Raw genomic sequence first — 10,248 nt, forward strand, 5'->3', positions numbered from 1 at the left:
GAAACTTGAGCTTCAGAAGGTGAAACTTCGAGTTCCGAACTCGAAACTTGAGCTTCAGAAGGTGAAACTTGAGCTTCAGAAGGTGAAACTTGAGCTTCAGAAGGTGAAACTTGCAAATTTCACCTTTGTAGTAGCTACCCCAACCACTCTGGATTCTTAGCTGTACCGTCAAAGCGATCGCTAATCTTAAATAATTCGTACTCACCTTTGGCAGCGACTTTAGCAGTTTTTGCAAGCAAAGCTGCGGTTTGCTCTTGACTCATCGGCTTAAATGTGCGTGCTGCCTCAAACGCTTGGTTGAGAATTTCCATACTGTCAATGCCTGTAATTACAGTTGAAGTTGGCAGGTTCATTGCGTAATGCAGGCACTCAATAGGCTTAACTGTATTACTCTTAAGAATAATTTGATCGCCCATTGATTTCATACCCAGCACACCGATTTGATTTTGTACCAATCTGGGTAAAACTGCACGCTCAAAACTGCGAAAATGGGCATCCATAACATTAAGTGGCAGCTGCACTGTATCGAAACGGAAGTTATTTTGAGCGGCAACTTCTAGCATCCTCAGGTGAACCAAGGGATCTTTGTGTCCGGTAAAGCCGATATAGCGAACCTTACCCGCTTTTTGCGCTTCTAGCGCTGCTTCTGCTGCACCACCTGGGGCAAAAATCCGGTCTGGGTCTTCTAAACGGATAACTTCATGAAATTGGATTAAATCGATACGATCCGTCTGTAGACGTTTCAGAGACTCGTCTATTTGCTTCGCAGCAGATTGCTTGGTGCGACCATCAAATTTGGTCATCAAAAAGACTTTTTGGCGGTAGCCGTTTTGCAACGCTTTACCCATGCGAATTTCGCTACCTCCGTTGTGGTAATCCCAGCAGTTATCCATGAAATTAATTCCACGGTCGATCGCACTGCGGATAATTTTAATGCTTTCTTGCTCGTCTTTTTGCCGTCCGATATGATGACCGCCCAAACCGATCGCAGAGACTTTCTCTTTTGTGCGTCCCAGCGTGCGGTAAATCATATCACCGTTTCTGGTTGTCTGTTGAGGTGTTGCCGCTAAAAGTGGACTGAGAAAACCTTCAGAAGCTGCTAGTCCCGCAGCCAAACCGGAAATCGAAGCTGTCTTCAGGAAATCTCGTCTGTTGATATCCACGAAGTCTATCCTTAACTTTTGTTAGTTCCTAATAGACAATCTTCGATCTCTGAGCTTGGAGCGACATCAGTCAAATGGTTTACTTAGTGTTGTTTCGTCTTCTATCCTAAGGTAGGCACTTGAGGTATATAAGTTAAATCAATCCAATGCGATCGAGGGGCCAAAAACGGAAAATTGCTTTACCAATGATGTTTTTTCTCGGTAAAAACCCCCAGTAACGAGAATCGTTGCTATCGTTACGGTTGTCTCCCATGACAAAAAATTCATCTTTGGGGACTGTCACGGGTGGAAAGGGCTGATTTGCTGGTTCAGCGATGTAGTCTTCTTGCAGGGGTTGCCCGTTGAGATAGACTTTACCTTTGACAACGGTAATTACTTCCCCTGGTTCACCAATGACGCGCTTGATGAAAGCTTGGTCTTTGGGATATCCGCGACGTTGCAGTTCTAGTGGTGGCTGAAATACGATGATATCCCCAGTTTGGGGGGGGTGGAATTTGTAGGAGATTTTTTCTACCACCAAGCGATCGCCTGTGTATAATGTTGGCAACATCGAATCAGAGGGAATGTAGCGCGGTTCGGCGATAAATGTGCGGATTAAGAGGGCAAGACATAAGGCGATCGCTACTAACGTCAGATTTTCCTGCCAAATACGCCATACTTTCGACGACGCAGAAGTCTTTTTTGCGTCACTTTCGTGAAGAGTCATAGAAATTTTCAGCTGTTATTAAACAAGTTATAACAATACTTGATTATTGTGACGCTAAATAATCGAAAAAGCGATCGCATAAAAAACGGTAGAGAGTTAAATTACTCTACCGTTTTTTAAAAGACTGATTTCTGACTTCTTTTAATAGGATTTACCAAGACGATTTTTCCATCTTCGCCGTGTACTGAAGCGCCATAACTCCCCAGCCAAAAGCACTGTAGATGTTCCGGCAATGATACTTATCCAGTCGATGAAAGATAAAGGCACTGTTCTAAATGCGCTACCACCAAACTGAATAATCAATATCTGTCCGATTAAGATGGTGATAGCGATCGCCACAAATCCTTTATTCTTAGACAAGCCTGTAAAAGCAGATTGCTTTAACCCCAGACATCGAGCATTAAACAAGTTCCAAAACTGTAACATTACAAATACGGCGAAGAACACAGAAAGTTCATAAGTACTTATATCTCCGTCTCGGCGAATGTAACGTAAGAACCCAATCAGAAATATCAAAAATCCTAACCCAACAGAAAAAATATTCTGTGCCATTGTTCGGGTGACAATAAAGGCTTCTGGGTGACGGGGAGAACGCTGCATGACCTTTTGATTGGGAGGTTCAGTTGCTAAAGCCAAAGCCGCAAAAGTGTCCATAATCAAGTTCACCCACAACATTTGAGTGACAGTTAGAGGAAGCGCGACTCCGATGAATGGACCGATTAAAGCAATTCCCAAAGCGACAACGTTGATGGTTAATTGAAACAGAATAAATCTTTGGATATTCTGGTAAAGCGATCGCCCCCAGACAACTGCATTCACAATACTACCGAAAGAATCGTCAAGGAGAATGATGTCGCTAGCTTCTTTGGCGATCGCTGTACCACTCCCCATTGCTAAACCTACTTGGGCTTGTTTGAGTGCCGCAGCATCGTTTGTACCATCGCCAGTGACACCTACCACCGCACCTTGAGCTTGTAACAGTTTCACCAACCTTAGTTTATCAAGCGGTCGCGCTCTGGAAAGTATTTTTAATTCCAGCACTGCTTGACTTGCTTCAAAGTCACTGAGTTGGGCAAATTGTTGACCGGTTAAATGCAGATAACCACTGTTAAAATCATCATCTTTTTCCCAAAGTCCAATTTGACGGGCAATTTCTTTCGCTGTCTCGGAGTTATCACCTGTGACAACTTTTACCTGCATCCCTGCATGTAAGCAAGCATCAATGGCATCAGGTACTTCTGGACGCAAGGGGTCTATAATTGCCACAAACCCCAGCCAAGTCATGTTGTGAGCAATTTCATCTAAATCCGTCTCACTTGAATACTGGGGGACATCGTGGTAAGCAAATCCAAGCGCCCGCATTCCTCGCTTTTGGTATTCTTTAATTAAAGATGCGATCGCTGCTTTCTGCTTTAGTGGTTCTAGCCCTTGTTCTGTCAAAATGTGCGAACAACGTTCTAAAATTACTTCTGGCGCTCCTTTGATATAAAGTACATCCTCCCCGGTTACAGATGAAGTGCCGATTGTACCCATGTATTTTTTCTGACCAGAAAAGGGCATTCGGTTTTTAATTTGAAAGTTACCCCGGTAGGATATATAATCAATTTCCTGACTATCTAACCATAAAAGTAAAGCTCCTTCGGTAGCGTTGCCAATAGCACGAGGAGCAGTTAAAGGTTTTTTCTCTAAATCAGCAGTACTATTAGTAGCGATCGCTTCGGCAATTAACGCTTGCACATCTCTAACTGCTGGCATCAATTGAGAATTCAAACTAGGAAAATCGGCTTCATGCACCCGCATTTGATTTTGGGTAAGAGTGCCAGTTTTATCAGAACAAATCACTGTCGCGGAACCGATAGTTTCGCAAGCGTGCATCCGACGTACCAAATTATTTGATGCAGCCATCTTTCTCATACTATAGGCTAGGCTGAGAGTAACACTCATCGCCAACCCTTCTGGAACAGCTACGACAATAATCGTTACAGCTACCATGAAATAATGCAGCAAGGCTTTAGCAACACTAGCAGGCACCCAGTTATTCACAGAACCAGGAATTAGTCCCAGAGGATAGCCTAAACCAAGCCCAACAGCGAAAATTACAAGCCCTATACCAACAGTTTTCAGCCAGCTAATCAGACCATTGTTTTCTAACCATTCTGGTGCTGCAAGTTTACTACCAGCTAACTCTAAACCATCGTAAATCACAGGTAGCCACACTCGACTAAGTGCCACTAACACACTAGCAATTAACAGTCCAACAACATACCACTGTTGAGAACTCAGGCTTAACTCTTTGGTGACAAAACCGCGTACCAGCAAAGATAAAAAAGTGACACCAGCAAAGCCAAGACCAACTACGCCAATTAGTTTGCTAAGTTTTTCTAATTGACGATTAAGCGGAGTTTCTTCTTGAGTTTCTACAGAAGCGATCGCTGTGGATAATTTACCAATTTCAGTATTATCACCAACGGCAATAATTTCTAAATAACCATATCCTTGCTCAACCATCGTGCTGCGATAAACTTTGTCAGCGGGGTAAGTTTGCTCTTTGATACCTTCAGCTAAGAAGTCAGCTTGAGTAAGTTTTTTAACTGGTTCTGCTTCGCCGGTGATTTTTGACTGGTCGATTTCTAGAGAGACTTCCTCTAAAATTTGTCCATCAGCCGGGATTTCTTCACCTTGTTCGACGTATACAATATCACCGACAACTAAATCTTTGCGGGGAATGGTGGTAAAGTTGCCATCTCGGATAACTTTAATTGCAACTTCATCGTAAACTTGATTCAGGATATCAAATTCTTGACTCGCTTTATATTCGTTGACAAAGGCGAGAGTAGTCGCTAATAAAATAGCAGCTACAATCCCCAAGCCTTCAGCATATTCACCCTCAAAAATCCCCACACTAATAGCGATCGCTGCCGCAATCATTAAAATCCGAATTACCGGATCTTCAAATTTTTCTAAAAACAATTTCCACAAAGGGTCGCGTTTTGGAGGAGTGAGAATATTAGCACCGTACTTTTCGCGATTGACCTTGACCTGTTCAGAAGTTAATCCTGTAAAAGGTAATTGAGCTTTCTGAACCTTATTATTATCATTAGTAAGCATGTTAAATCTCTTCAATCCTCAAAAGCAATAAACTCTCTAAATCCCACATAAAAACTCAAATTTTGACTAATATTTAGGATAAAATTGTCCAATATCGTAACTAAAAACTCTGCGTACCTTAGCGCTTACTCAGCGTTACTCTGCGTTTAAAAACGCTATGCCGAGCTTTTATGTTTGCGAATGGCATTATTCATCAAGATGATTTGTTCAGCATGAAACGAGGGAGGCATCAAGCTGTGAATTCGATGATCTAACCCATCGTGCATCACATCTGTTGGCAGTTGAGAGTGGTCTAATCCTAAAGTGTGACCGATTTCGTGGGTGATAGTATTAGCAATTAAGTTCGACAATTGGCTAATATTCCGACTTGCCCGATAAGAAGCATTAAGTATTTGGTCTATGCGAACAGCAGCACGGTCTGTAACTTTGCCATGACTAAAACTAGCAATTCCCAGATAGTCAACAGGCTGTTGATCGACAAACACATAGACATGGGTAAAGTTTTGCCCCCACTGTTTTTCATCAGGTGGATCTGAAGTTAAGAAAAGATTGACACTTCTAAAAGCACTGAAGACTTGAGCTAGGGAATCGGCGATAATTTCTAGCATTACATCGTCCTCAGTACTGATATTCATACCTGAAAGATCGACCCAGACACAATGACGGATTTCGCTGTTTTTCCCAGCAATCAACCATCCACAAAACGGACATACTCGCCAGTTAGTTTGGATACGGGAACGGCAACCTTGACAGCGCAGTTTTGGCGGTCTAGTCAGGTTAATCCGTTCCCAAATTGGCATTTGAAGCTTACGATTAGTTTTAGTAAGATTCAGGCGATCGTAAAGCGACATTTTATTTTGAGCCAGCTACCCAATTAAAGCCAAAACGATAATAATCGTCTGCTTCTTTGTGTCCGCCAAAGTATTTCTCTTCCTTCAAAATCGTTACTTGAGATCCGAGATTGCTCACCATAGCTGCTGCACATAAAGGTCGATTTTTATCTGGATTATTGAGTTCGAGATAAATTTCTTCGCCATTACTAACTTTGAAAAGCATCCGACCACCCACAGAACCAAAATCGGGCGCTCCCTGATAAATCAAAGCAAAAAACATGACTCGTTTGATAGTATCTGGTCTGTAAATGAACATATTTTCACCGTCTGAAGCAGCCCCAGTACGGTCATCTTTATCAAGAAAGATATAAGGGGGAGAATTTTTTGCTCCAAAATTTCCTCCTAAAGGTTGGATGACTCCTTTAGCACCATTAACTGTTTCATACATACAACCTAAATCAAGGTCAGGGGCATTGTTACCTCCAAGCAGCTTACTAAAGAATCCAGCGTTTTGATTAGATTGCTGGTTCCAATTCAAGTTGACATGAACCGTTACCTGCTTAGATTTACCAGCTTTACTCAAGTCTATCTTGTGAGAATCGCCACTCTTTTGAAGTGTAATAGCCATAATTATGAGTTTCCTCAGTATTCAACAGTAAGATGCAATAAGTTCCCCTAAGCCATTGACATTGATGCCATTGCCTATAGCTGCCATTTTCCACTCATTATTGTGTCGATACACTTCAGCTAAAATCATCCCAGTCATCCCGTTATAATCTTTGCCAGAGAGATTATATCGAGCTAGTTCTTTATTATTAGAACTATTAACTAAACGCACAAAGGCATTTTCGACTTGACCAAAATCTTGTTTGCGAGCAATGCATTCGTAAATGTTAACTACAAAAATTAACTTGGCAATTTGGGCAGGTACACGAGGCAAATCGATAATAATCACCTCGTCATCGCCATCGCCTGCACCAGTCAAATTGTCTCCTGTGTGAGTGATTGCTCCCGATAAATGCTGAAGATTACCAAAGTAGATAATATTCTCTTTAGCTGTTAATTTGCCATTCGCATCTAGGCAAATCACAGATGCATCTAAGTCATATTCATGACCACCGCCACCAAAATTACTAAAAAATCCGCCACCCGATCGCTTTGCAACATCCCAGCCAAGTCCGCACATCATTTTGGTTAGACCTGGGGCTTCTTTAGAAAGTGAAATTCGTTGTCCTTTCTGCAAACTAATTGCCATAATAAATCTCCTAGCTATAACGGTCTAATAAAGCTTTTAATCCACCTTGATAGCCGGAGCCAACGGCATTTAAACGCCATTCTCCGTCTTTACGATAGATTTCAGCCATAATTAATGCAGTTTCGATTGAGTAATCCTCTACTAAGTCGTATCGAACTACTTCTTGGCTTGTTTGAGCATTAACAACACGCACAAAAGCATTTTGAACTTGACCAAAGTTTTGATGTCTTTCTGCGGCTTCGTGGATGGTTACAGTAATGACAATTTTCTGAACTTCAGCAGGAACTTTTTGCAAATTAATCTTGATGACTTCATCATCACCATCGCCGGCGCCTGTAAGATTATCTCCTGTGTGTTGAACTGATTTATTTGAATCTGGGCTGGTGAGGTTATTGTAGAAAATAAAGTGGTTATCAGAAATTAGTTTTTCGTTACTTCCTAGTAAGAAGGCTGAAGCGTCTAAGTCAAAATCAAAGCCTGTATCCATTGCTTTGACATCCCATCCCAAACCAACAAATACTTCAGTAAGTCCTGGTGCAACTTTGTCAAGAGATACGCGCTGTCCTTTAGTTAACGTAACTGCCATTGTTTGATAACTCCTTAATTTTTTTAGTGTTCTTGTCTTTGACTAAGCTTCAGTTTTGTCGCCAAAGAATTCTCTATTTGTAGCGTTCAAGAAGTGCTTGTAAGCCACCTTGATAACCAGACCCTACAGCATTGATACGCCATTGATCTTCTTTGAAGTAAAGTTCAGCCATAATCATTGATGTCTCTGTGGAGTAATCTTCCACAAGGTCGTAGCGAACTACTTCTTCATTTGTCTGGGAATTGACAACCCGCACAAATGCATTTTGTATTTGACCAAAATTCTGACGCCGCGCTTCGGCTTCATGAATGGTTACAGCAATTAAAATTGTTTGAATATTATCAGGTACTTTTTTGAGGTCAATTTTGATGATTTCATCATCTCCCTCGCCTGCACCTGTCAGGTTATCCCCAGTATGTTGAACTGATTTGTCTGGGTCAGGACTTGTCTGATTGTTATAGAAGATAAAGTGAGCGTCAGAAATCAACTTTCCATTCGCACTTAATAGAAAGACAGATGAATCTAAATCAAAGTCGTGACCAGTGTCTGTGGCTTTAACATCCCATCCCAAACCAACAAATACTTCAGACAGTCCTGGGGCAACTTTATCAAGGGATATACGCTGTCCTTTTGTCAATGTAATTGTCATACGTCAATCTTCCTTTTAAGATAAATGATGTATATGCAAAAAAACCTGTATAAAATTGATAGCAATGCACCAAAAACATTACTAAAAAATCAGCTTTAATTTATTCAAGTCTGCTGATATTAAAAGCTGTTATTTCAACTTTTACAGATTAATTAGGCAGCTATGTCTTTTTTTTTACAAATTGATTACGGATTAATACTTAATTATTTATTTGTAAAATTGATTTTTTTGAGTGGTATTACTCAAGCTATTTATTAATCTAAACAGTAATGTCGCCAGTTTTGTTCTGTGAATTTATACGAGATTTTTTCGATTATTAGGCGATCGCCTGTAAATGAGGTAGTCATTGCCCCCAAGAGCAGTACGTCTTTTAGGGTATTGTTGTACTCGCTATCATATAAATAACAGTGTATGCCCACACTTAATTGCGATGCCCTCTCCTTTCCCCGGCATGGACCCATATCTCGAAGCTGGACTGTGGCCCGATGTCCATAACGCACTCTCCGGCAAACTTCGCGCCTTTCTCGCACCGCAGTTACGTCCTAAATATGCCGCACGGTTGGAAATATACGTGGTAGAAGACACATCTCCTGAGTGCGAAATCGGCATCCTCTACCCTGATGTGGAAGTGTTGCAAATACGACAGCGTACCTCAACACCAGAACCGGACACTCGCCAATCAAATATTGCCACCACACCTGCACAACTTACACTTCCAGTCATTCAACCCGTTACAGTCCGCGTCCCCACCATCGAAATTCGAGACACCACCAACAACGTACTTGTATCGTGTATTGAAATTCTCTCACCTGCAAATAAGCGCGAACCGAATATCACTGACTACCGCAAAAAACGCCTGCGTCTCTATAACGCCAACGTCCATCTCATTGAAATTGACTTGTTGCGTCGAGGAAGCCGTCCATTTAATCACCCACGCTTACCAGATGTACCATACTTGGTTACACTTACCCGTGCAGGATCTGGGGTTATCGACGTGTGGTCTGTGACATTACAAGATACCCTTCCCACAATTCCCGTTCCGCTGCGAGAACCCGACCCCGACGCAGTTCTGGACTTACAAGCTGCCCTCAATGCAATTTACTCAGAAGCGGGGTATGATTTGTCAATTGATTACAACAAGCTTCCCCCACCACCAGCATTTAGCAAAACTGATATTAAGTGGATGCAGGCAAGATTAGCAGATTATTGAAAGTGTATGCCCACTACAGAACAGGCTCTTGCCTGCGTTAGAGTATGTCAGATGCTCTAGAATGGGTATCAGCCTATACATGTATTTCGGTACAACCAAAATACCAAGACAGTGTTTATCCTTGCTGGTGTGGTTGAGAGTCTAGAGATTCTGATTTTTCCTGATGGTCAATCGAGGTTTAACGATGACGAAGCCTGACTTTAGCAGAATGACCCGTCAAGAATTGAGAGCCTATGTTTTGGCTCACCGAGAAGAAGATGATGCGATCGAAGCTTTAATCAAACGAGGGAATCCGAACAGTCCGAAATATCCATTTCCTCAAACTGATGAGGATTTCCGAGAAATGGAACAAATACTCAAGAAAAAACTATGTTTATAACCAGTCAGTTTTTCTAGGCAAATGCGTTCTAGCGTATTCGGACACCAAGCTGTTTATCCCAGTGGAGTGGTAATGATGCTTTTGGCAAAGGAGATTCAGGAATCTGACCGACGGAAACACCATATTGCCAGTTTGGAGGACAGATGGCAATAAAACGAGCATAACCACCCAAACCACCTTTGAATTTAGGATAACCGATCGCCACTAATGCACCTGTCTGGGGAACTTGATCTAAATTCGCGACTGCTTCTGCTTGGGTATTGCAGAACTTTAATCATTTTATATTCGTTTCTAGTCAAATATATCAATTTAGCTGACGATACAGGTTCACAATTATTTTTATGAACTTGATTGACATG

The 10,248-nt window shown here is 41.7% G+C and carries 12 protein-coding genes and 1 pseudogene; 3 read left to right on the plus strand and 10 right to left on the minus strand.

Features of this window, described 5'->3' with window-relative positions; translation table 11 throughout:
* Positions 1–134: 134 nt before the first annotated feature.
* The 9 genes from AABK37_RS37595 to AABK37_RS37635 all read right to left on the minus strand — a co-directional run bounded on the left by AABK37_RS37595 (position 135) and on the right by AABK37_RS37635 (position 8,719).
* Entirely contained in the window at positions 135–1,163 is a 1,029-nt protein-coding gene (locus tag AABK37_RS37595; RefSeq protein ID WP_432556544.1) for an aldo/keto reductase, read from the minus strand.
* 133 nt (positions 1,164–1,296) lie between these two features.
* Positions 1,297–1,869 (minus strand): signal peptidase I, encoded by a 573-nt coding sequence (gene lepB / locus AABK37_RS37600; RefSeq protein WP_432556545.1) that lies wholly within the window; start codon positions 1,867–1,869, stop codon positions 1,297–1,299.
* 141 nt (positions 1,870–2,010) lie between these two features.
* Positions 2,011–4,977 (minus strand): calcium-translocating P-type ATPase, PMCA-type, encoded by a 2,967-nt coding sequence (locus AABK37_RS37605; protein ID WP_432556546.1) that lies wholly within the window; start codon positions 4,975–4,977, stop codon positions 2,011–2,013.
* Between the two features lie 155 nt (positions 4,978–5,132).
* Positions 5,133–5,777, minus strand: coding sequence for a zinc-dependent metalloprotease family protein (locus AABK37_RS37610; protein ID WP_432556547.1), 645 nt, complete (start codon positions 5,775–5,777; stop codon positions 5,133–5,135).
* 52 nt (positions 5,778–5,829) lie between these two features.
* On the minus strand, positions 5,830–6,438 hold the full coding sequence (locus tag AABK37_RS37615; RefSeq protein WP_432556548.1) for a tellurium resistance protein TerA: 609 nt from the start codon (positions 6,436–6,438) through the stop codon (positions 5,830–5,832).
* A gap of 21 nt (positions 6,439–6,459) precedes the next feature.
* Entirely contained in the window at positions 6,460–7,065 is a 606-nt protein-coding gene (locus AABK37_RS37620; RefSeq protein ID WP_432556549.1) for a TerD family protein, read from the minus strand.
* Between the two features lie 10 nt (positions 7,066–7,075).
* Positions 7,076–7,651 (minus strand): TerD family protein, encoded by a 576-nt coding sequence (locus AABK37_RS37625; protein WP_432556550.1) that lies wholly within the window; start codon positions 7,649–7,651, stop codon positions 7,076–7,078.
* A gap of 73 nt (positions 7,652–7,724) precedes the next feature.
* A complete protein-coding gene (locus AABK37_RS37630) occupies positions 7,725–8,300 on the minus strand; it encodes a TerD family protein (protein WP_432556551.1) in 576 nt (191 codons plus the stop codon).
* Positions 8,301–8,554: 254 nt separating this feature from the next.
* The gene (locus AABK37_RS37635) at positions 8,555–8,719 is read right to left on the minus strand and encodes a hypothetical protein (RefSeq protein ID WP_432556552.1); all 165 of its coding nucleotides are present in this window, start codon (positions 8,717–8,719) and stop codon (positions 8,555–8,557) included.
* Positions 8,720–8,730: 11 nt separating this feature from the next.
* On the opposite strand from AABK37_RS37635, the gene AABK37_RS37640 reads away from it, so the two are divergent.
* From AABK37_RS37640 to AABK37_RS37650, 3 genes and pseudogenes are all read left to right on the plus strand, one after another.
* The gene (locus AABK37_RS37640) at positions 8,731–9,510 is read left to right on the plus strand and encodes a DUF4058 family protein (RefSeq protein ID WP_432556553.1); all 780 of its coding nucleotides are present in this window, start codon (positions 8,731–8,733) and stop codon (positions 9,508–9,510) included.
* Positions 9,511–9,516: 6 nt separating this feature from the next.
* Positions 9,517–9,708: pseudogene (locus AABK37_RS37645) on the plus strand (DUF6888 family protein).
* Positions 9,695–9,889 (plus strand): DUF6887 family protein, encoded by a 195-nt coding sequence (locus AABK37_RS37650; protein ID WP_432556554.1) that lies wholly within the window; start codon positions 9,695–9,697, stop codon positions 9,887–9,889. The pseudogene AABK37_RS37645 and the gene AABK37_RS37650 overlap by 14 nt, the downstream one beginning before the upstream one ends.
* A gap of 28 nt (positions 9,890–9,917) precedes the next feature.
* Here the strand turns inward: AABK37_RS37650 and AABK37_RS37655 are convergent, their stop codons facing one another.
* Positions 9,918–10,094, minus strand: coding sequence for a hypothetical protein (locus tag AABK37_RS37655; RefSeq protein ID WP_432556555.1), 177 nt, complete (start codon positions 10,092–10,094; stop codon positions 9,918–9,920).
* Positions 10,095–10,248 lie beyond the last annotated feature (154 nt).

Source organism: Tolypothrix sp. VBCCA 56010, assembly GCF_050875635.1.
Classification (GTDB): Bacteria; Cyanobacteriota; Cyanobacteriia; order Cyanobacteriales; family Nostocaceae; genus Hassallia.